Raw genomic sequence first — 20151 nt, forward strand, 5'->3', positions numbered from 1 at the left:
CACTACTTATATTTCTCCTGTAACTACTGCTTTATATTGGCAGCTATCAAGAGGCTCTATTAGAGATGCTGGCACTGCGCGGAGCACCTGCTCTTTCTGCTTTTCGTCATGAAAAGTTACTTACCGTTATTCAGTCTTCAGTTCCTGCTGTAACAGGTCTATATGCTGAATTTATGCATTTTTCCGATTTGTCACAAGCTTTATCGGACGATGAGCAAAAAGTATTGGAACGTATTTTACGTTACGGACCTAAAGCTGAAGCTCAGGAGCCAGCGGGTCAGCTGTTCTTAGTTGTTCCTCGTCCAGGCACTATATCGCCTTGGTCATCGAAGGCAACTGATATCGCTCACAACTGTGGTTTGTCAGCGATCAAACGCCTAGAGCGTGGTATTGCATATTACGTTCAAGCATCTAAGGATCTGACTGATGCTGAAGTAGAAGCTGTTCAGGCCGCATTGTTCGATCGTATGGTTGAAGCTGTATTGCCAAGTATAGATGACGCCTCTTCGCTTTTCTTAGAAGAAGAGCCGAAGCCTCTGACGACTGTAGATATTTTGGGTGGTGGTCGTGAAGCGTTGGTTGCAGCGAATACGGATCTTGGTCTAGCGTTGGCTGAAGATGAGATAGATTACCTAGTTGAAAGCTTTATCGAGCTAGATCGTAACCCGACAGATGTTGAATTGATGATGTTTGCTCAGGCGAACTCTGAACACTGTCGTCACAAGATCTTTAACGCTTCATGGGATATCGATGGCGAAGCGCAGGAGAAATCGCTGTTTGCCATGATTCGTAACACCAATGAAATGGGTGGCGAGAACGTACTGTCGGCGTATAAAGATAACGCTGCGGTAATGGTTGGTTCTAAAGCGGGTCGATTCTTCCCGAAACCGGATAGCAAAGAGTACAGCTACAATCAGGAAGATATTCAGATTCTGATGAAAGTTGAAACTCATAACCACCCAACTGCAATTGCACCACACTCGGGTGCAGCGACGGGTTCAGGTGGTGAAATTCGTGATGAAGGTGCGACTGGTAAAGGTTCTAAGCCGAAAGCTGGTCTTACTGGTTTCACAGTGTCTGATCTAAATATTCCTGGCTTCGAACAGCCATGGGAATCTAAATACGGTAAGCCAGAGCGTATTGTCACGCCTCTGGATATCATGATCGAAGGCCCAATTGGCGGTGCTGCATTTAACAACGAATTTGGTCGCCCTGCGCTAACAGGTTACTTCCGTACTTTCGAACAGAAAGTAAACGGTGCTGCGGGTGAAGAGGTTCGTGGTTACCACAAACCAATCATGATTGCGGGTGGTTTAGGTAACATTCGTGATGAGCACGTTGAAAAGGGTGAAATCCCTGTAGGTGCTAAGCTAATCTGTCTTGGTGGCCCTGCAATGCAGATTGGTCTAGGTGGTGGTGCTGCATCTTCTATGACATCGGGTTCTTCCACTGCTGATCTTGATTTCGCCTCTGTACAGCGTGATAACCCTGAGCTAGAGCGTCGTTGCCAAGAAGTTATCGACCAGTGCTGGCAGTTGGGTGATGAAAACCCGATCGCATTTATTCATGACGTTGGTGCAGGTGGTCTTTCCAATGCTTTCCCTGAGTTGGTAGGCGATGGTAATCGTGGTGCTAATTTTGAGCTACGTAATGTAAATAACGATGAACCAGGTATGTCGCCGTTGGCTATCTGGTGTAACGAAGCACAAGAGCGTTATGTTATGGCGGTGGCTCCAGCGGATATGGCTCGCTTCGAAGCGATCTGTGAACGTGAGCGTTGCCCATACGCTGTTGTAGGTGAGGCGATTGAAGAGATGCACCTAACGCTAGGTGATACTCACTTCGAGAATAAGCCAGTTGATCTACCAATGAGCGTGTTGTTTGGTAAGCCGCCAAAAATGCACCGTTCTGTAGAGCGTAAAGCATACGAAGTACCGTCTTTCGATACGAGCTCTATCGATCTTAAAGATGCGGCTGAGCGTGTAATGAAGCTGCCTGCGGTAGCTTCTAAGTCTTTCTTGATCACTATCGGTGACCGTTCGATTACTGGTCAAGTAGCGCGTGATCAAATGGTTGGTCCATGGCAGGTTCCTGTGGCTAACTGTGCGGTAACGACTGCTGCTTACGATACATATACTGGTGAAGCAATGGCCATGGGTGAGCGCACACCGCTTGCTTTGGTTGACTCTCCTGCGTCTGGTCGTATGGCGATTGGTGAGACTGTTACTAATATCGCGTCTGCTCGTATCGGCGACATTAAAGATATCAAGCTGTCTGCAAACTGGATGTGTGCTGCTGGCCACCCAGGTGAAGATGAAAAATTATATGACACTGTAAAAGCTGTAGGTATGGAGTTGTGTCCGCAGCTGGGTATCACTATCCCTGTAGGCAAAGACTCCATGTCTATGCGTACCGTGTGGGAAGATGAAGGCGAACAAAAATCTGTAACTGCGCCGATGTCTTTGATTATTACAGGCTTTGCCCCTGTAACAGATGCACGTAAAACATTGACGCCTCAGCTACGTACTGATCAAGGTGAAACTGACCTGATTCTTTTGGATTTGGGTAATGGTAAAAACCGTATTGGTCTTTCTGCACTAGCTCAGGTTTATAACGAAGTCGGTCAAGATGTTCCTGATGTTGATCAGCCAGAGCAACTTGTAGCGTTCTTTGCAGCGATTCAAGAACTAAACGAGCAAGGTCAGATCCTTGCATACCATGACCGTGCTGATGGCGGTCTATTTGCGGCGATCGCTGAGATGGCCTTTGCTGGTAAAACCGGCGTAGATCTAAATCTAGATATGCTTGCTGGTGAAGAGAGTGAGTTGGCCGCAGCATTGTTTGCTGAAGAGCTAGGTGCTGTTATTCAGGTTAAGCGTGATAGCTTAGAAGCGGTTCTTACTGAGCTAAATGCCGCAGGTCTTGGAGATATTGCTCAGGTTCTAGGTTCTACTAACTTGGATGATGAGATTCGTTTCCACTTCGATGAGGAAGAGATCTATTCTGAGTCCCGTGTACAGCTACAACGCTGGTGGGCTGAGACTTCTTATCAGATTCAATCTCTGCGTGATAACTCTGAATGTGCACAGCAAGAGTTTGATCGTATTCTTGATAAACAAGATCCGGGTCTGAATACTGAGCTTACGTTTGATCAGAATGAAGATGTTGCTGCGCCATTTATTCAGACGGGTACACGTCCTCAGATGGCTATCGTTCGTGAGCAGGGTGTAAACGGTCAGATTGAAATGGGTGCGGCGTTTGACCGTGCTGGTTTTGCAGCTGTTGATGTCCATATGAGTGATATTCTTTCTGGTCGCGTTGAGCTTGATCAGTTTAAAGGTCTGGTTGCTTGTGGTGGCTTCTCTTATGGTGATGTGTTGGGTGCAGGTGAAGGTTGGGCTAAATCGATCCTATTTAACGCGCGTGCACGTGATCAATTCCAGCAGTTCTTTAACCGCGAAGATACGTTTGCATTAGGTATCTGTAACGGTTGTCAGATGCTGTCTAACTTACATGAATTGATTCCTGGTTCTGACTTGTGGCCACACTTCGTACGTAACGTTTCAGAGCAGTTTGAAGCACGTGTTGCTATGGTAGAAGTTCAAGATTCTAAGTCTGTGTTCTTGCAGGGTATGGCGGGTTCTCGTATGCCAATCGCAGTAGCACACGGCGAAGGTCGTGCAGAATTCAAAGATGAAGCGCACCTAGCGGGACTTAAGTCATCTGATACAGTGGCTCTGCGTTATGTGGATAACTATGGTCAGCCTACAGAGATTTACCCTGCTAACCCGAATGGTTCACCAGAAGGCATTACAGGTGTTACAACTACTGACGGTCGTGTGACTATTATGATGCCGCACCCTGAGCGTGTTTTCCGTACAGTAACTAACAGTTGGGCGCCAGATGAATGGTCTGAGGATGGTGCGTGGATGCGCATGTTCCGCAACGCACGAGTTTGGGTAGGTTAAATTCCTACATTTGATAAAAAGGCAGCTACGGCTGCCTTTTTTGTTTTTGTTTTTCAGGAAAGCTGCAAAGCTTGCGAAAAAAAAAGGCGCTCAATGAGCGCCTTTTTATAAGGTAGTAAGAAATTACTTAGTACCAGAAATCTCAACTTCTACACGACGGTTTGCACGTAGGCAGTCGATTAGGTTCGCGCCGCGCTGGCCATCGCAAGATTTAGCAGGAGCGTTTTCACCCATGTAACCAGTGCTGATTACAGAGCCGTTTACGCCGCCAGCTTGTAGAGCTTCAGAAACTGCGTTTACACGCTTCATAGATAGAGCGTCGTTGTATGCGCTCGCACCGATGCGGTCAGCGTGACCAACTAGGTTTACGCTAGTTACAGTCTTAAGGGAGTTGATGTAGCTAGAAATATCGCTTACATCGCCAGCGTTAGAGCTGTCGAAGTCGAAGTATACGATGTGCTTTTCAACAGTAGCCATTGGTTCTGGTGCTGCAGCTGGAGCTGGAGCTGGAGCAGCAGGTGCTTTGTAGCCTTCACAACCTTCAATAGCATTGCCTTCTTCCCAGAAGCCATGACGCCAGCATCCGCCAGTACCAGTTTTCCAGACTGTGCTAGTAGTTTCGTCCCAGTAGCCAGAGTTTTCTGGGTGTGCTTGTGCGCCAGTAGCTAGGCCCATAGCCATAACTAGGCCTGAAGCGATTGCGAATTTTTTCATTTTGCTGTCCTTAAATACGATTGGGGTTCTGTATCTTAGAATTGTAAGAAATAATCTGCTTATTACAACTCTTCTAAGCTGAACATAGTATAAACATTCCAATATTTTGTACTATCTTTTGACTATTGTCGGATAAAAGCCGTTATTTTGACTGGCTGATATAGATAGTTATCTATTTTTGAATGCAAACTGTGCACTTTAGTTGCAGATTTTCTCTATATTCTGTTGTTATGGTAATACTTTTTTATAGGGTTTTACTACCACTTTGGCATATACGCCTGCTTCTATATAAGGGTCTTTGTCTGCCCAAGCTTGCGCTTCTTCCAGTGAATTGAACTCTGCAACAACTAAACTGCCACTAAAGCCGGCTTCGCCTGGGTCTTCACTATCAATGGCAGGATGAGGACCTGCTATAAGTAAGCGGCCTTCTTCGTTAAGTTGAGTTAGTCTCGCTAGATGGTCTGGGCGGGCTGCCAGTCTTTTTTCTAGGCTGTTCTCAACATCTTCGGAAATAATAGCGTAAAACATAAGGTCTCCTGCTACTGGTCGTTGTTTTCGGTATTTTCAATATGGCGTGATAGGTAGAAGCCTTGAGCAATAATAAAGACAAGGGTGAGACCAAGCATGCCGAATAATTTAAAGTTAACCCAGATCTCTTCGCTAAAACTGTAGGCGACAAATAGATTAATGATGCCCATCAGCACGAAAAATATAACCCAGGCAATATTAAGGTTTTTCCACGCGAATGCTGGGAGGGATATGTTACTCCCCATAAGGCGTTCAACAATCGTTTTTTGACCGATAAATTGGCTGCCTAAAAAGGCTAAGCCAAATAACCAGTTAACAACAGTGGGTTTCCACTGGATAAAGGTTTTATCTTGGAAGGCAACCGTTGCTCCACCTAAAAGAACAACTAAAACTAGTGTGACTAGCTGCATCTTTTCAATTGTGTGCGTTTTGATCCATGTGTACAGCATTTGTAGCAGCGTGGCTGGTATAAGGATTGCGGTGGCTAAAATGATGTCGTTTGTTGCCTTATAGACGATGAAAAAGATAATAATGGGTAAAAAATCGAGTAACAGCTTCATAGTCGTTGAAATTAGTCCGTTTAAGGTAAAATACAAAGAACGTTATAGCTCTTTATAGATAGAGTGAGAAATATGGGATTACCACACTACGATTTACATTGCCATTCTACTGCGTCAGACGGTGCCTTGTCCCCTATAGAATTACTAGAGTTGGCAAAAAACAATAATATTGATGTGCTGGCTTTAACGGACCATGACACGGTGGCTGGAGTTAAAGTTTTACAGGCTGAAAACCCTGCAGAAATTAAGATTATTACAGGTACTGAATTAACCTGCCTTTGGAATGGTAGGGTGATTCATATTGTAGGGTTGGGGGTTAATTTAGAATCTGATGATTTAAAATCGTATCTTGCTAATTTGTCTGATCTTCGAATAGAACGGTCAAAAAAAATAGCTCAGCAATTAATTTCCATGGGCTTGCCTGATGTATTTGAGCAAGCAAAACAATTTGCAGGGCAGGGAAGTATTGGTCGCCCCCATTTTGCGCGAGCTTTACGGGAACAAGGTGCGGTTGCAAATGAGCAGCAGGCTTTCAAAAAATATTTAGGCATTGGCAAAAAAGGTGATGTCAAAATGGCATGGCCAGAGCTTTCTGAAACGGTGGGTGTGATCAAAGCTGCTGGAGGTATTGCAGTTTTGGCGCATCCAACAAAGTATAAGATGACTTTTACTAAACTGCGTTTAGTTATTGCTGACTTTGTTGGTTGTGGTGGCGAAGCAATAGAGGTTTCTTACCCTGGGGTTACACCAGATCATCATTATCATCTGCTCAGAATTGCAAAGGAAAATAATTTATTGCTCTCTGCAGGTAGTGATTTTCATGCGCCTTCTCAAGGGTGGACTAATTTAGGTAAATACCCTCCGATAAAATTTGAGGGACAGCATGTTCTTGAGCGATTATTGAATTAAATGTTTGTTGCTTTTGCTTATTTAATAAATAATAGATTGTATAAGAATAATTTTATGTAAGGCGTGTGATAGTGAGTCAGTTTTTTCAGATACACCCAGATAATCCGCAGGCGCGATTGATATCTCAGGCGGTCGAAATCATTAATAAAGGTGGCGTGGTTATCTATCCTACTGATTGCGCCTATGCATTAGGCTGTCATCTTGGTGATAAGACAGCTTTAGAGCGTATTAAGCGAATTCGACAATTAAGTGATAAGCATAATTTTACTTTGGTGTGTCGAGATTTAAGTGAAATTAGTACCTATGCTAAAGTGGATAATACCTGTTATCGATTATTAAAATCTCACACCCCAGGTGCTTTTACCTTTATTTTAAAGGCGACTTCGGAAGTGCCTAGGCGTTTATTGCATCCAAAAAGAAGAACGATAGGGATTAGAATTCCAGATAATGCAATTGCTTTAGCGTTAACGGAAGCGCTGGGTGAGCCTATAATGAGTACTTCATTAATTATGCCTGGAGAAGATATGCCACTGATGGATCCCTATGAAATGCGTGAGTTATTACAGCATCAGGTGGATCTTGTAATTGATGGCGGCTACTGTGGCATGGAGGCGACCAGCGTAATTAACTTAGTTGAAGATGCACCCGAAATAATTAGGCAAGGTGCGGGAGATATAAGTGATTTTAGTTAATTTATTTTTTAATTGATTTTAAAAAAATATTTTTCCTTGATTATTTATCGACTATAAAGATAATTGCTTACTTACTTTTATTTTGGTGGTTTTGAAATGTCTGATTTTCTTAAAGTTCTACTGCGTAAAAATTCATTGCGCAAACAATGCCAGGAATTATCTGTTTCTGAACTAGAAAAAGTGATTTCTGATTTAACTGTGATTGCTGAAGATAGGCGTGCTGAAGAAGAAGCGTTAGAGGCAGCAGAGCAGGAAAAAGCAGCAAAAATTGAAGCTATTCGCCAAAGTATGCAGGACGCAGGTGTAGATCTAAATGATCTAATGGGATTGATTGGCGAAGCCGCAAGCACACCTAAGAAAAAGGTGCAGCCTAAATACCGTATTGAAGATGATAACGGTGAAGTTCACGAGTGGTCTGGTCGTGGCCGTACCCCGTTGGCTTTTCAGGCTTATTTCGATAAAGGATTTACTAAAGAAGACTGTCTCATTTAAAATAAGAGTACGGTTTTATAGAAGCCCTTTCTTTTATGAAAGGGCTTTTTTGTTTAAAGGTATCAAGTTTGATTAATGCCTTTTGTCTTAATTAGCATATTTGTAGGTGCGTCGTATGACTGACGAAAAGTTACATAAAGTATTGGCGCGCTCCGGAATAGGCTCACGTCGTGAGATGGAGCGTTGGATTAAAGAAGGTCGAGTATCAGTAAATGGCTCAATTGCTACCTTAGGAGATCGAATCTCTGAAGGTGATACGGCTGAAGTTGATGGCCAGTCCGTGCAGTTGATATTTGATAAACAGGCTGAGCGTAGAGTGCTTATTTATAATAAGCCAGTGGGTGAAATCTGTACGCGTCATGACCCAGAAGGTAGGCCTACAGTGTTTAGGCATTTGCCGCCTTTAAAAGAGGGGCGTTGGATTGCTATAGGTCGACTCGATATTAATACATCCGGTTTGTTGCTGTTCACTACTGATGGTGAGCTAGCAAATGCATTGATGCATCCGTCTGCTCAAATTGATCGTGAATATGCAGTTCGTGTCTTGGGTAACGTTGATGACGGCATTTTGTCCCGCCTAAAAGAAGGTGTTCTGTTAGAAGATGGCATGGCCCGTTTTACCGATGTTCAGTTCTTTGATGGTGAAGGTGCCAATAAGTGGTTCCACTGTGTAGTGATGGAAGGGCGTAATCGAGAGGTTCGTCGTTTGTGGGAATCGCAAGAGATTCAAGTTAACCGTCTAAAACGTGTTCGCTTTGGGCCTATTTTCTTGCCAAGTGATGTTAAGTCGGGCACATGGAAAGAGATGACCGGTAAAGAAGTTAATTCTCTGTCTAAAATGCTTGAGCTTAAGCCGAAGCGTGGCGCAAGAATGACGGCTGATGAAAAGCAGAAGTACGAGCGTCGTTACAAGAAGCAGAGGGCGCGTCGTCAAGAAGGTAGTTAGTTACTTCGTAAATTTTGACAATAAAAAAGCAGCTTAGAGCTGCTTTTTTTGTCTTTCATTTCTACTCAATCATTGAGCGTTTAGCGATTGACCGTTTACGTTAACGCTATCTTTACCCATTAGATACAGATAAACCGGCATAATGTCTTCTGGTGCAGTCACTGATTGCGGGTTCTCAGCTGGGTAAGCATCGGAGCGCATTTGTGTTCTAGTTGCACCTGGGTTGATGCAGTTAGCGCGAATATTGCAAATGCCGCTGGTCTCATCTGCTAGTGTCTGCATCAGGCCTTCAGTCGCAAATTTAGATGCAGCATAAGCACCCCAGTATGCTTTGCTTTGACGTCCTACGCTTGATGATGTGAAAACAACCGATGCATCATTTGACTGTTGTAAAAGTGGCATGAGGGTTTGGGTTAGCATGAATGGTGCATTTAAATTTACTTGCATCACTTGCTGCCAAATTACAGGATCGTAGCTTTCAATCGGTGTTCGCACGCCTAAGATGCTGGCATTGTGAAGAATGCCATCGATTCGGCCAAATTCTTGATCGAGTGTGTTGGTTAGCTCAATGTAATCATGTTCTTGTGCGCTTTCTAGATTGAGTGGAACAAGCGCGGGTTGTGGATAACCTGCGGCTTCAATCTCGTCATAAACGTTTTCAAGTTTTTCTAGTGTTCGGCCAAGAAGAATGACGGTTGCGCCGTGAGCGGCAAAGGTCATTGCAGCGGTACGGCCTATGCCTGAGCCAGCGCCAGTCACCAGAATAACTCTATCCTTTAATAAGTCTGCAGGGGCTTGGTATTCAAACATAGTGATCTGTTCCTAATCATTAACGTAAAGCGGTGTATAGAGATTGTAGCAGTGGCTTGAGCTCAGTTGCACTGGATATCTGGTGATCGGCTTGCCAATTTTTAGGGTCGTCGCCTTCATCGATGTAACCGTACTCGGCTGCGATGGTTAGCATACCGGCGCGATTGCCTGCTTCGATATCCCTAATATGATCGCCAATGTAGATGCTGCTTTCAGGGGAGCAATCGATCTCTTTGCAGGCTAAGAAAAGTGCTTCTGGGTTTGGTTTCTTCTCTTTAACGTGGTCTGGGCAAATGACGCTTTTTGCTGAATCGCTCAGTTGTAACCCTTGCATTACTGGTGTGGTGTAGAGCTCTGGTTTGTTGGTGACAACACCCCAAGGTATGTCGTGCTCTTCAAGCCAATTCAGAAATTCGGCCATACCAAAAAAGAGTTGGCTATCTACATCAAGATGTTCAAGATAAATGCTAAGCATTCGCTGGTGTAGTCGGTCAAAGTCGGCTTCACCTTCTTTTAGATTAAAAGCAGCCCCAACCATAGCTCTGGCCCCATGAGAGACGTAACCGCGAAGATATTCGTAGCTTATTTCATCACGACCTTCTTCTTTTAAAAGGGTGTTAACAACCCAGTGAAAGTCCGGTGCGGTGTCTATTAGCGTGCCATCTAAATCGAATAAAACTGAAGCTGGTTTATCGGACATGATTACTCTGGTTTAGTCGTAGCAATAATGTAATTCACATCGACATCTGATGGGTGAAGGCTGTATGTTTTCGTCAGTGGGTTATAAGTCATACCGCACATGTCGATATTCTTTAGGCCGCTTTGACGGATCCAGTTGCCAAGTTCAGAAGGGCGAATAAACTTTTTGAAATCATGAGTGCCTTCAGGAACTAGTTTCAGTACTTTCTCAGCGCCAAGGATCGCGAAAAGGTAGCTCTTTGGATTGCGATTGAGTGTCGAGAAAAAGACCTTGCCGCCCGGTTTGCAAAGTTTGGCACAGGCTTGAACGATTGAAGATGGATCGGGAACATGTTCCAGCATCTCCATGCAGGTAACAACATCAAAGGATTCAGGTTGCTCGGCTGCAAGTTCTTCAACGGGGATCTGTTTATAGCTGACATTAACTCCGCTTTCTAAGCCATGTAATTTGGCAACTTTCAGTGGAGCTGCACCCATATCAATGCCTGTTACGGTTGCACCGCGTTGAGCCATGGATTCGGACAAAATTCCGCCACCACAACCGACGTCTAATACTTTCTTTTCGGCCAGATGCGCAATGCGATCTATATAACCAACGCGTAACGGGTTGATGTCGTGGAGTGGTTTGAATTCGCTGTTTTTATCCCACCATTTGCTGGCAAGTTCTTCAAACTTTGCGATTTCTGCTGGATCAACGTTTGCTTGAGTGCTGTTTTCTGGCTGAGTCATGATGTTTTAGCTTTAAAGTATTTGTTGGCATTCTACCATTGCTAAGGCATTGAAAAACAGTTGATCGCGCATCTCCAACTTTAATTGTATAACCTCTTATTTTTTCAGGATTCCCTTGTAGGAAATGTGATATACTCCCGCGGTTAAAAATATCCGCGGAAACCTTCCGTTGTGAGAGTGATTCAAGGATAGGGAATGGGTGATTTAGCCAGAGAAATCCTGCCAGTTAACATCGAAGATGAACTGAAGCAGTCTTACCTTGATTACGCAATGAGCGTAATCGTCGGCCGTGCGTTGCCAGATGCGCGCGATGGCCTTAAACCAGTTCACCGTCGCGTGTTGTTTGCGATGAATGAATTGGGCAATGACTGGAACAAAGCATATAAAAAATCTGCCCGTGTGGTAGGTGACGTAATCGGTAAATACCACCCGCATGGTGATAGTGCGGTATACGACACGATTGTTCGAATGGCTCAGGATTTCTCCATGCGTTATACGCTGGTAGATGGCCAGGGTAACTTTGGTTCGATCGACGGTGACTCCGCCGCTGCGATGCGTTATACCGAAATCCGCATGGATAAGATCGCCCATGAGCTGTTGGCAGATCTTGAGAAAGAGACCGTCGATTTTGTTGATAACTATGACGGTACAGAAAAAATTCCAGCGGTTTTACCTAACCGTGTGCCAAACCTATTGGTAAATGGCTCTTCTGGTATTGCGGTTGGTATGGCGACAAATATTCCACCGCATAACTTGTCTGAGGTGGTTCGTGGTTGTATTGCGCTGATTGAAAATTCAGACTTGTCTGTTGATGACCTTATGGAGTTTATTCCAGGTCCTGATTTCCCAACAGGCGGTATTATTAACGGCCGTGCAGGAATCCTTCAGGCATACCGTACTGGTCGTGGTCGTATCTATGTGCGTGCTAAGCACCATGTAGAAGAAGATGCAAAGAGCGGCAAGCCTTCACTTATCATCACTGAGATCCCTTATCAGCTTAACAAAGCGCGCTTAATCGAAAAGATTGCTGAGCTTGTTAAAGATAAGAAGATTGAAGGCATTACCGAACTTCGTGATGAGTCTGACAAAGACGGCATGCGTATTGTTATTGAACTACGTCGTGGTGAAATGCCAGATGTGGTTATCAACAACCTGTTTGCTCAGACGCAGATGGAGTCAGTTTTTGGTATCAATATGGTCGCTTTGGTTGATGGTCAGCCAAAGATCCTTGATCTGAAAACAGCGCTTGAATGCTTTATACGTCATCGTCGCGAAGTCGTTACTCGTCGTACTGTTTATTTGCTTCGTAAGGCGCGTGAACGTGGTCATATTCTTGAAGGTCTAGCGATTGCTCTTGCAAACATAGATCCTGTTATTGAAATGATTAAAACTTCACCAACCCCAGCTGAAGCGAAAGAACGTTTGATCGCAGAAGCGTGGGCGCCGGGTGATGTAATTCAGATGCTGGAGCGTGCTGGTGAAGATGCATGTCGCCCTGAAGATCTGGAAGAACAGTATGGCTTACGCGATGGTAAGTACAATCTTTCTCCAGTTCAGGCTCAAGCAATTCTAGAGTTACGTTTGCACCGTCTAACAGGTCTTGAGCATGAAAAACTGATTGCTGAATATAAAGAGCTGTTAGAACGTATTGCTGAACTTCTGAAAATTCTAGGTTCACACGAACGCTTAATGGAAGTGATTCGTGAAGAGCTTGAAGCGATTTTGGAAGAATATGGTGATGAGCGCCGTACTGAAATTACTGCTTCTCGTAAAGATCTGACAGTTGCAGATCTGATCACTGAAGAAGATATGGTGGTAACTATATCTCACGGTGGCTACGCGAAAACTCAGCCGTTGACCGATTACCAATCTCAGCGTCGAGGTGGTAAAGGTAAGTCAGCAGCAGCGATTAAAGATGAAGATTTCATCGAGCATCTACTGATTGCGAATACCCACGATACGATTCTGTGCTTCACGGACCGCGGTAAAGTTTACTGGTTACGCGTATTTGAAATTCCAGTGGCGAGCCGGACAGCACGTGGTCGTCCGATTGTTAATATCTTGCCTTTGGATGAAGGCGAGCGCATCAGCACGATCTTGCCTGTAGGTAGCTACGAAGAAGATAAGTTTATCTTCATGGCGACAGCTTCCGGTACGGTTAAGAAGACTGCACTGACTAACTTCTCCCGTCCGCGTACTAGCGGTCTGATTGCTCTTGATTTGTTAGATGATGACCATCTAATCGGTGCTGCAATCACTAATGGTGAAGACGATGTCATGTTGATGACAAGTGCTGGTAAATCTATGCGCTTCCGTGAGGAAGATGTACGCCCAATGGGCCGTACAGCACGTGGTGTACGTGGCGTTAAGATGGATGACGGCGTTAAGGTTATCTCGTTAATCATTCCTCAAGAGGGCGGTAAGATTTTGACCGCTTCTGAAAATGGTTATGGTAAGAAAACTGCTGTTGATGATTTCCCTGTGAAAGGTCGTGGTGGTCAGGGTGTTATTGCTCAGCAATGCTCTGATCGAAATGGTGCCCTAGCGGGTGCTGTTCAAGTCTTCGATGGTGATGATGTCATGCTGATCAGTGATCAGGGTACCTTGGTGCGTACGCGCGGGGATGAGATCTCAGAACTTGGACGAAATACGCAAGGTGTAACTCTGATTCGCGTTAGCGATGAAGAACGCTTAGTCAGCGTTGCTCGTATCGAAGAACCAGACGAAGAAGAGCAGGTGGAGACTGATGCAGAGGCGGAAACCCCGACCACTGCAGAGGAATAATTTCTACCTCAAGTGCGGCGCGAATGTGCCGCATTTTTTATATATGACTTTAAGTAGAGTGAAGATAAGTCTATGACACGTAAGTACAATTTCAGTGCAGGCCCTGCTGGTTTACCTAGTGAAGTATTGCTGCAGGCTCAAGAGGAACTTCTAGACTGGCACGGTAAAGGCCTTTCCATTATGGAAATGAGTCACCGCAGTAAAGAGTTTGTCTCGGTTGCTGAAGCAGCAGAGCAGGATTTACGTGACCTGATGGGAATTGGTAGTGACTACAAGGTTCTATTCCTTCAAGGTGGGGCTACCTCGCAGTTTTCTATGATTCCAATGAACTTGCTGCGCGGTAAAACTACGGCTGACTATATTAATACCGGTATCTGGTCGAAAAAAGCGATCCAAGAAGCGTCTCGTTATTGTGATGTACGTATTGCTGCATCTAGCGAAGGTAACGGTTTTACTGCTGTTCCAAGCCAAAGCGAGTTGGAGCTAAATGCAGAGGCGGCTTATCTGCATTACACGCCAAATGAAACGATTGGTGGCTTGGAGTTTGATTATGTACCTCAGTCTGGAGATGTTCCTCTAGTTGCTGATCTATCCTCTACAATCCTGTCTCGCGAGATTGATGTAAACCAGTTTGGTTTGATCTATGCGGGCGCGCAAAAGAATATTGGCCCAGCAGGTTTGACGGTTGTGATTGTAAGAGAAGATTTGTTAGGTGATGTTGTTGCCGGCACACCAACAATGTTTGATTACAAAGTACATGCTGATGCTGAATCTATGTGTAATACACCGCCAACCTATGGTTGGTATCTAGCTGGTTTAGTCTTTAAATGGCTAAAAGCCCAAGGTGGTGTAGCTGCGATACAAGCGGCTAATCAGCGTAAACAAGAAAAACTGTATGCAGCGATTGATGCCAGTGACTTCTATGCTAACCCAATGGCGTCAGCTAACCGTTCTTGGATGAACGTGCCATTTACTTTGGCTGATGATGCTTTGGATAAACTGTTCTTAGAACAAGCAGAAGAAGCGGGTTTATTGAACCTTAAAGGTCATCGCTCTGTAGGTGGTATGCGTGCGAGCATCTACAATGCTGTCCCAGAGGAAGCAGTGGATGCGTTGATCGCGTTTATGCAGCAGTTTGAAAAGCAACACGCTTAAAATCATTTGCGGAAAATGAGAAGAGTATGAGTGAACAAGAAAAAGAGTTACGTGTTTTACGTGACCAGATCGATTCTATAGATGGTCAGCTTCATGAGCTTCTGAATCAGCGTGCTAAATGTGCTCAACGTGTAGCTGAAGTTAAACAGAAACATCAAGGTGAAGCGGCGGCTGTATTTTATCGCCCTGAGCGTGAAGCTCAGGTATTGCGCGCTGTGATGGAGCGTAACGAAGGTCCATTGCCTGATAAAGAAGTTGCACGTCTTTTCCGTGAAATAATGTCTGTTTGCTTGGCGTTAGAAGAGCCAATGCGAGTAGCTTTCCTTGGCCCTGAAGGTACGTTTACCCAACAGGCTTCAATGAAGCATTTTGGTCACTCTGCCCACAATCTTCCGATGCAATCGTCGAAAGATGTCTTCCGCGAAGTGCAGTCTGGTGGTGCTCATTACGGTGTTGTCCCAATCGAGAACTCTTCGGAAGGTGTTGTTAGTAGCACGCTTGATCTATTTAAACAGTTTGATCTTAAAATTTGTGGAGAAGTGGAAGTTCCAGTTCACCTTCATTTATTGGTCAACAAAGGTGATAGCTTGGATGAGATCTTCAAGATCTATTCCCATGAGCAGTCCCTAGCGCAAAGCCGTAGTTGGTTAGATGCGCGTTATCCACATATTGAGAAGGTTGCAGTCAGTTCTAACGCAGAAGCTGCTCGTTTAGCTAAGCAAGAAGGTCAAGGTTATGCGGCTATTGCAGGTGACATGGCTGCAGAACTTTATGAGCTTGAAGCTGCTGTTAGCAATATCGAAGATCAGGCGGATAACTCAACGCGTTTCTTGATCATCGGTGATCAGGATGTTGGTCCTAGCGGCGATGATAAAACATCTATTTTGGTCTCTGTACCAAATGCACCAGGTGCCTTGTATCAGTTGTTAGAACCTTTCCATCGTTCACAAATTAGTCTGACACGAGTAGAAACCAGATCTTCTGCAAAACAGTCTATGTTCTATATCGATTTCGAAGGGCATAGCGAAGATCAGCTCGTTGCTAAGGCGCTGGCTGAGTTAGCCAAAGAAAGTGTTGAGCTGAAAATCTTAGGCTCATACCCACGCGCGGTGCTTTAAGAGGCATATCGATGAGTTGTGATTTCTTTTCACTGGCTTCACCAGGGGTGCAAAATCTGCACCCCTATTTGCCAGGCAAACCACCAGAAGAGTTAGAGCGAGAGCTTGGCTTAACTGATGTGGTTAAGCTGGCAAGTAATGAAAGTCCAATAGGTGTCTCACCTAAAGTTATCACAGCTCTTCAAGATAAACTGACAGGCATAAATCTTTATCCAGATAGCGGCGGTTACAGATTGAAGTTGGCTCTGGCTGACTCTCTAAGCTGCCAGTCGGAGCAGATTACTTTAGGTAATGGCTCCAATGATGTGTTGGAGCTTATTGCTCGTGCTTTTCTAACCTCAGATGATGAGGTTATCTATTCGGAATATGCTTTTGTCGTTTATTCGTTGGTGACTCAAGCAATTGGGGCTAAAGCTGTAGTGGCTCCAGCCAAAGATTGGGGGCACGATCTTGATGCGATGTTGGAGCGATTAACTCCAAATACTCGTATGATCTTTATCGCTAATCCTAACAATCCGACGGGTACATATTTAACTCAAGGGCAGTTAGAAACGTTTTTAGCTCAAGTGCCAGAAACTGTCTTAGTAGTTTTGGATGAAGCTTACACGGAGTATGTGGAAGCTGAAGACTTTCCGGATAGTTTGAGTTTACAAAAGCAGTATTCAAATTTAATCGTTACGCGAACCTTTTCTAAAGCTTATGGCTTGGCTGGTTTACGTGTCGGTTACTCGGTTTCAAACAGCGATATAGCAAATCTGTTAAGCCGAGTAAGGCAGCCATTTAACGTGAATAATCTGGCGCTTGCCGCTGCAGAAATAGCTATATCTGATCAAGAGCATCTAGATAAAGCTGTACAAGTTAATGCTGCAGGCATGGCTTTTTATCAGTCAGGTTTGGCCAAGTTGGGATTGGAATTTATCCCATCGGTAGGAAATTTTATTACAGTAGATCTGGCTAAGGATGCCTCGCCTATCTACCAATCAATGCTAGAGCAGGGTGTTATTGTGAGGCCTGTGGCGAATTATGGAATGCCAAATCACCTGCGCATCAGCATTGGTTTACAACATGAAAATGAACGTTGCCTAAAAGCATTACAACAAGTGGTAGAGAAACGTTGAGTCAGGGTATCAAAAATACACTTATTATCGGGTTGGGTTTAATCGGCGGTTCTTTAGCAAAAGTGCTTCGTCAGAACCGTTGCTGCGGACAGATTATTGGTTTTGATCGTGATCCAGAAGAGACAAAGTTAGGTTTAAGTAGCGGAGTGATCGATGTAGCTGCCGATAGCCTAGCGGATGCTGTAAGTCAGGCGGATATTATTGTTTTAGCAGTGCCTGTAAAAGCGATGGAAAAGGTGCTGGTGGATATTGCGCCATTTATCGCTGAAGAAACATTGATTACAGATGTAGGTAGTACCAAGGCTAATGTGGTCGAAGCGGCTAAGCGTGTCTTTGAACAAGTGCCTTCTGGTTTTGTACCAGGTCACCCAATTGCTGGCTCTGAGAAAAGCGGTGTAGCAGCAGCGGATGAACATCTATTTGAACAGCACAAAATTATTCTAACGCCTTTAGCAGAATCTTCATCTTACGCTGTTAAAGTGTTTACTGAAATGTGGGCGTCCACTGGTGCAGAAGTGCTAATTATGGACGTAGAAAAGCATGATGAAGTGTTGGCGGCAACCAGTCATCTCCCACACATGCTGGCGTTTTCCTTAGTTGATACTTTAGCTCAGGAACAAGGCAATAATACTGATATTTTCCGCTATGCAGCTGGAGGCTTTCGTGATTTTACTCGGATAGCCGGTAGTGACCCGACAATGTGGCACGACATCTGTTTAGCAAATAGAGACGCTTTGCTAGCGCAGTTAGATCGATATACATCGGGATTAGCAAAGCTAAGAGCAGCGATTGAATGCGGTGATAGTGAGACGATGTTAGGCACTTTTACACGCGCACGAGCTGCACGAGAACATTTTTCAAGAATCCTTTCTGGTACGGCATATTCACAAGATATGAGTAATCAATTAGTAACCTTTCGTGCCCAGCCTGGCGGCAGCGTAAGTGGTAAAATTCGAGTTCCAGGTGATAAATCTATTTCACATCGCTCCATTATGCTGGGTTCCCTAGCTGATGGAGTTACGGAAGTTACAGGCTTCCTTGAAGGTGAAGATAGCTTAGCGACCTTACAAGCATTCCGTGATATGGGTGTGGTTATTGAAGGTCCTGATGATGGCAATGTAACTATCTACGGTGTAGGTGTTAATGGCTTAAGTGCACCTCCTGGGCCTTTATATGTAGGTAACTCCGGTACATCAATGCGTTTGCTATCTGGTTTATTGGCAGCACAGCAATTTGATTCTGAGCTTACTGGTGATGCTTCTCTGACTAAACGTCCAATGGGTCGTGTCGCTGATCCGCTTCGCTTGATGGGAGCAGAGATCGAAACCGCTGAAAATGGTCGCCCACCGATGAAGATTAAAGGCGGTCAGGCGCTAAAAGGCATTCATTATGATATGCCTATGGCGAGTGCTCAGGTTAAGTCTTGTTTGCTATTGGCTGGTCTTTACGCTGAAGGTGAAACCTCTGTAACAGAGCCTGCACCGACACGTGATCATACCGAACGTATGCTTACGGGCTTTGGTTATCCTGTAGAGCAAAATGGCTCTAAAGCAGCGGTTAAATCGGGTGGGCAGTTGCATGCAACTCGCATCGATGTACCTGCTGATATCTCTTCCGCGACATTCTTTTTGGTAGCAGCGGCTATCGCTCCAGGTTCTGATTTGACCCTAGAGCACGTTGGTATCAACCCAACCCGTGTTGGCATTATCAACATCCTGCGTTTAATGGGTGCGAACCTTGAATTGCTAAATGAGCGCGAAGTCGGTGGCGAACCTGTTGCTGATATCCGTATTCGTTATGCGCCGCTTAAAGGTATTCATATTCCTGAAGACCAAGTTCCTCTGGCAATTGATGAGTTCCCTGCGCTATTTATTGCAGCCGCTTGTGCTGAAGGTACAACAATCGTATCGGGTGCTGAAGAGCTTCGCGTTAAAGAGAGTGATCGAATTCAATCCATGGTTGATGGTCTTAAAGCACTTGGTGTGGATATCGAAGGTACGCCAGATGGTGCGATCATCCAAGGCGGTGAGATTGGTGGCGGTGTTGTAGAGAGCCATGATGATCACCGTATTGCCATGTCTTTCTGTGTGGCTGCTTTGCGTGCTACTGGTGAGATCACAATTAATGACTGTGCAAACGTAGCTACGTCTTTCCCTGGCTTTGTTGAGCTGGCGCAGACTGCAGGAATAAAGGTAGAGAAGGAGGAGGGATGATGTCTAACGGACAAATCCCCGTAATTACCGTTGATGGTCCCAGTGGATCGGGTAAAGGAACGATATGCCAGTTGTTGGCAAAAGAACTAGGTTGGGAGCTGTTAGATAGTGGGGCGTTATACCGCCTACTGGGTCTTGCAGCCAATCATCATGGTGTAAACCTTGATGACGAAGAAGCGCTGGTCGTTTTAGCTGCACACTTAAACGTGCAGTTTATTCCTCGTGATGATGATACTGTCCAGATTGTTCTGGAAGGTGAAGAGGTTACTGATGCTATTCGTACTGAAGCTGTTGGTAAGGATGCTTCGATCGTTGCGGCTATTCCGGCGGTTCGTGATGCTCTATTGGAGCGTCAGCGTGCATTTGCTGAAATGCCAGGGTTGATTGCAGATGGTCGTGATATGGGCACGGTTGTGTTTCCTGAAGCATCACTCAAAATCTATCTAGATGCCAGTGCTGAGGAGCGCGCTGTACGACGTTATAACCAGTTGATAAACAAGGGGCTGGGTGCTAGTCTTCAAGCTATATTGGAGGATATTCAGGCACGAGACGACCGTGATATGAATCGTCCTGTTGCTCCTCTTAAGCCCGCGGCGGATGCAGTAATTCTTGATACGACTAAGATGTCAATCGAAGAGGTCCTAGCCGCTGTAATGGATGCAGCGAGGCATAAAGGGCTTCGCTGATAGTGTCATAACGACAAAGCGGGATACAGA

General features: G+C 44.9%; 17 protein-coding genes. 11 read left to right on the forward strand and 6 right to left on the reverse strand.

Going from position 1 to position 20151, the window contains the following annotated elements:
• The first annotated feature begins 65 nt into the window (after positions 1-65).
• Positions 66-3968, forward strand: coding sequence for a phosphoribosylformylglycinamidine synthase (purL, locus tag ACMXYP_RS03150; RefSeq protein ID WP_415883555.1), 3903 nt, complete (start codon positions 66-68; stop codon positions 3966-3968).
• Between the two features lie 123 nt (positions 3969-4091).
• Here purL and ACMXYP_RS03155 read toward each other — a convergent pair whose 3' ends face one another.
• The 3 genes from ACMXYP_RS03155 to ACMXYP_RS03165 all read right to left on the reverse strand — a co-directional run bounded on the left by ACMXYP_RS03155 (position 4092) and on the right by ACMXYP_RS03165 (position 5770).
• Entirely contained in the window at positions 4092-4682 is a 591-nt protein-coding gene (locus ACMXYP_RS03155; protein ID WP_415883556.1) for an OmpA family protein, read from the reverse strand.
• 228 nt (positions 4683-4910) lie between these two features.
• Positions 4911-5210, reverse strand: a complete 300-nt coding sequence (locus tag ACMXYP_RS03160; RefSeq protein WP_415883557.1) for a YciI family protein — start codon at positions 5208-5210, stop codon at positions 4911-4913.
• A gap of 11 nt (positions 5211-5221) precedes the next feature.
• Positions 5222-5770 (reverse strand): septation protein A, encoded by a 549-nt coding sequence (locus ACMXYP_RS03165; protein ID WP_415883558.1) that lies wholly within the window; start codon positions 5768-5770, stop codon positions 5222-5224.
• 72 nt (positions 5771-5842) lie between these two features.
• On the opposite strand from ACMXYP_RS03165, the gene ACMXYP_RS03170 reads away from it, so the two are divergent.
• The 4 genes from ACMXYP_RS03170 (at position 5843) to rluB (ending at position 8809) form a co-directional block, all read left to right on the forward strand.
• Entirely contained in the window at positions 5843-6679 is an 837-nt protein-coding gene (locus tag ACMXYP_RS03170) for a PHP domain-containing protein (RefSeq protein ID WP_415883559.1), read from the forward strand.
• 71 nt (positions 6680-6750) lie between these two features.
• Positions 6751-7371, forward strand: coding sequence for an L-threonylcarbamoyladenylate synthase (locus ACMXYP_RS03175; RefSeq protein ID WP_415883560.1), 621 nt, complete (start codon positions 6751-6753; stop codon positions 7369-7371).
• A gap of 96 nt (positions 7372-7467) precedes the next feature.
• Positions 7468-7863: an H-NS family nucleoid-associated regulatory protein gene (locus tag ACMXYP_RS03180; RefSeq protein ID WP_415883561.1), complete on the forward strand. Its 396-nt coding sequence runs from the start codon at positions 7468-7470 to the stop codon at positions 7861-7863.
• Between the two features lie 115 nt (positions 7864-7978).
• On the forward strand, positions 7979-8809 hold the full coding sequence (gene rluB / locus ACMXYP_RS03185; RefSeq protein WP_415883562.1) for a 23S rRNA pseudouridine(2605) synthase RluB: 831 nt from the start codon (positions 7979-7981) through the stop codon (positions 8807-8809).
• Between the two features lie 69 nt (positions 8810-8878).
• Here rluB and ACMXYP_RS03190 read toward each other — a convergent pair whose 3' ends face one another.
• Genes ACMXYP_RS03190 through ubiG form a run of 3 tightly spaced genes read right to left on the reverse strand, consistent with a single transcriptional unit; the run spans position 8879 to position 11047 of the window.
• The gene (locus ACMXYP_RS03190) at positions 8879-9619 is read right to left on the reverse strand and encodes a YciK family oxidoreductase (protein WP_415883563.1); all 741 of its coding nucleotides are present in this window, start codon (positions 9617-9619) and stop codon (positions 8879-8881) included.
• Positions 9620-9638: 19 nt separating this feature from the next.
• Positions 9639-10319, reverse strand: coding sequence for an HAD family hydrolase (locus ACMXYP_RS03195; protein WP_415883564.1), 681 nt, complete (start codon positions 10317-10319; stop codon positions 9639-9641).
• Positions 10320-10321: 2 nt separating this feature from the next.
• Positions 10322-11047, reverse strand: a complete 726-nt coding sequence (ubiG, locus tag ACMXYP_RS03200) for a bifunctional 2-polyprenyl-6-hydroxyphenol methylase/3-demethylubiquinol 3-O-methyltransferase UbiG (protein ID WP_415883565.1) — start codon at positions 11045-11047, stop codon at positions 10322-10324.
• 195 nt (positions 11048-11242) lie between these two features.
• On the opposite strand from ubiG, the gene gyrA reads away from it, so the two are divergent.
• The 6 genes from gyrA (at position 11243) to cmk (ending at position 20121) form a co-directional block, all read left to right on the forward strand.
• Positions 11243-13831 (forward strand): DNA gyrase subunit A, encoded by a 2589-nt coding sequence (gene gyrA / locus ACMXYP_RS03205; protein ID WP_415883566.1) that lies wholly within the window; start codon positions 11243-11245, stop codon positions 13829-13831.
• A gap of 72 nt (positions 13832-13903) precedes the next feature.
• Positions 13904-14986 (forward strand): 3-phosphoserine/phosphohydroxythreonine transaminase, encoded by a 1083-nt coding sequence (serC, locus tag ACMXYP_RS03210; protein WP_415883567.1) that lies wholly within the window; start codon positions 13904-13906, stop codon positions 14984-14986.
• A gap of 26 nt (positions 14987-15012) precedes the next feature.
• The gene (gene pheA / locus ACMXYP_RS03215) at positions 15013-16104 is read left to right on the forward strand and encodes a prephenate dehydratase (RefSeq protein ID WP_415883568.1); all 1092 of its coding nucleotides are present in this window, start codon (positions 15013-15015) and stop codon (positions 16102-16104) included.
• Between the two features lie 11 nt (positions 16105-16115).
• Positions 16116-17222, forward strand: a complete 1107-nt coding sequence (gene hisC / locus ACMXYP_RS03220; RefSeq protein WP_415883569.1) for a histidinol-phosphate transaminase — start codon at positions 16116-16118, stop codon at positions 17220-17222.
• Positions 17183-19435 (forward strand): bifunctional prephenate dehydrogenase/3-phosphoshikimate 1-carboxyvinyltransferase, encoded by a 2253-nt coding sequence (locus ACMXYP_RS03225; RefSeq protein WP_415883570.1) that lies wholly within the window; start codon positions 17183-17185, stop codon positions 19433-19435. The genes hisC and ACMXYP_RS03225 overlap by 40 nt, the downstream gene beginning before the upstream one ends.
• Positions 19435-20121 carry a (d)CMP kinase gene (gene cmk / locus ACMXYP_RS03230; RefSeq protein ID WP_415883571.1) on the forward strand — a complete coding sequence of 229 codons (687 nt, stop codon included), beginning with the start codon at positions 19435-19437 and terminating at the stop codon, positions 20119-20121. The genes ACMXYP_RS03225 and cmk overlap by 1 nt, the downstream gene beginning before the upstream one ends.
• Positions 20122-20151: the final 30 nt, after the last annotated feature.

Source organism: Neptuniibacter sp. QD34_54 (assembly GCF_047778055.1).
Lineage (GTDB): Bacteria > Pseudomonadota > Gammaproteobacteria > Pseudomonadales > Balneatricaceae > Neptuniibacter.

What these genes read in the sequence shown, in the direction of transcription:
- purL (WP_415883555.1), top strand. Translation starts at nt 66, where the DNA reads ATGCTGGCACTGCGCGGAGCACCTGCTCTTTCTGCTTTTCGTCATGAA.
- ACMXYP_RS03155 (WP_415883556.1), bottom strand. Translation starts at nt 4,682, where the DNA reads ATGAAAAAATTCGCAATCGCTTCAGGCCTAGTTATGGCTATGGGCCTA.
- ACMXYP_RS03160 (WP_415883557.1), bottom strand. Translation starts at nt 5,210, where the DNA reads ATGTTTTACGCTATTATTTCCGAAGATGTTGAGAACAGCCTAGAAAAA.
- ACMXYP_RS03165 (WP_415883558.1), bottom strand. Translation starts at nt 5,770, where the DNA reads ATGAAGCTGTTACTCGATTTTTTACCCATTATTATCTTTTTCATCGTC.
- ACMXYP_RS03170 (WP_415883559.1), top strand. Translation starts at nt 5,843, where the DNA reads ATGGGATTACCACACTACGATTTACATTGCCATTCTACTGCGTCAGAC.
- ACMXYP_RS03180 (WP_415883561.1), top strand. Translation starts at nt 7,468, where the DNA reads ATGTCTGATTTTCTTAAAGTTCTACTGCGTAAAAATTCATTGCGCAAA.
- rluB (WP_415883562.1), top strand. Translation starts at nt 7,979, where the DNA reads ATGACTGACGAAAAGTTACATAAAGTATTGGCGCGCTCCGGAATAGGC.
- ACMXYP_RS03190 (WP_415883563.1), bottom strand. Translation starts at nt 9,619, where the DNA reads ATGTTTGAATACCAAGCCCCTGCAGACTTATTAAAGGATAGAGTTATT.
- ACMXYP_RS03195 (WP_415883564.1), bottom strand. Translation starts at nt 10,319, where the DNA reads ATGTCCGATAAACCAGCTTCAGTTTTATTCGATTTAGATGGCACGCTA.
- ubiG (WP_415883565.1), bottom strand. Translation starts at nt 11,047, where the DNA reads ATGACTCAGCCAGAAAACAGCACTCAAGCAAACGTTGATCCAGCAGAA.
- gyrA (WP_415883566.1), top strand. Translation starts at nt 11,243, where the DNA reads ATGGGTGATTTAGCCAGAGAAATCCTGCCAGTTAACATCGAAGATGAA.
- serC (WP_415883567.1), top strand. Translation starts at nt 13,904, where the DNA reads ATGACACGTAAGTACAATTTCAGTGCAGGCCCTGCTGGTTTACCTAGT.
- pheA (WP_415883568.1), top strand. Translation starts at nt 15,013, where the DNA reads ATGAGTGAACAAGAAAAAGAGTTACGTGTTTTACGTGACCAGATCGAT.
- hisC (WP_415883569.1), top strand. Translation starts at nt 16,116, where the DNA reads ATGAGTTGTGATTTCTTTTCACTGGCTTCACCAGGGGTGCAAAATCTG.
- cmk (WP_415883571.1), top strand. Translation starts at nt 19,435, where the DNA reads ATGTCTAACGGACAAATCCCCGTAATTACCGTTGATGGTCCCAGTGGA.